The following is a 249-nucleotide window of genomic DNA, read 5'->3' on the forward strand; positions in this document are numbered from 1 at the left end:
CCGTCGTCGGCAGCGTCAGATGTGTATAAGAGACAGGGTGTTCGGCGTCGACGTGACGAGCGCCTGGGTGCTCTGCGTCGGGTGCACCCACGGCAGCGGGCGGTCGTGCTGCGCGCGGCCCTCATCCGGGACGAGGTGGTGCTCGACCCTGTCTCTTATACACATCTCCGAGCCCACGAGACGCGTAGTAATCTGGGGGGTGTGCCTTTTTTTTTGGGCGGGGGGGGGGGGGGGGGGGGGGGGGGGGGG

Annotated in this window: 1 protein-coding gene; it reads right to left on the reverse strand. The window is 68.3% G+C overall.

Annotated elements, in window-relative coordinates; translation table 11 throughout:
* Window positions 1–15 precede the first annotated feature (15 nt).
* The coding region (locus ACPYOM_RS23235) for a hypothetical protein (protein WP_481347781.1) at window positions 16–249 on the reverse strand (234 nt) is incomplete at its 5' end.

The organism is Monashia sp. HAY1-2A, from assembly GCF_056755315.1.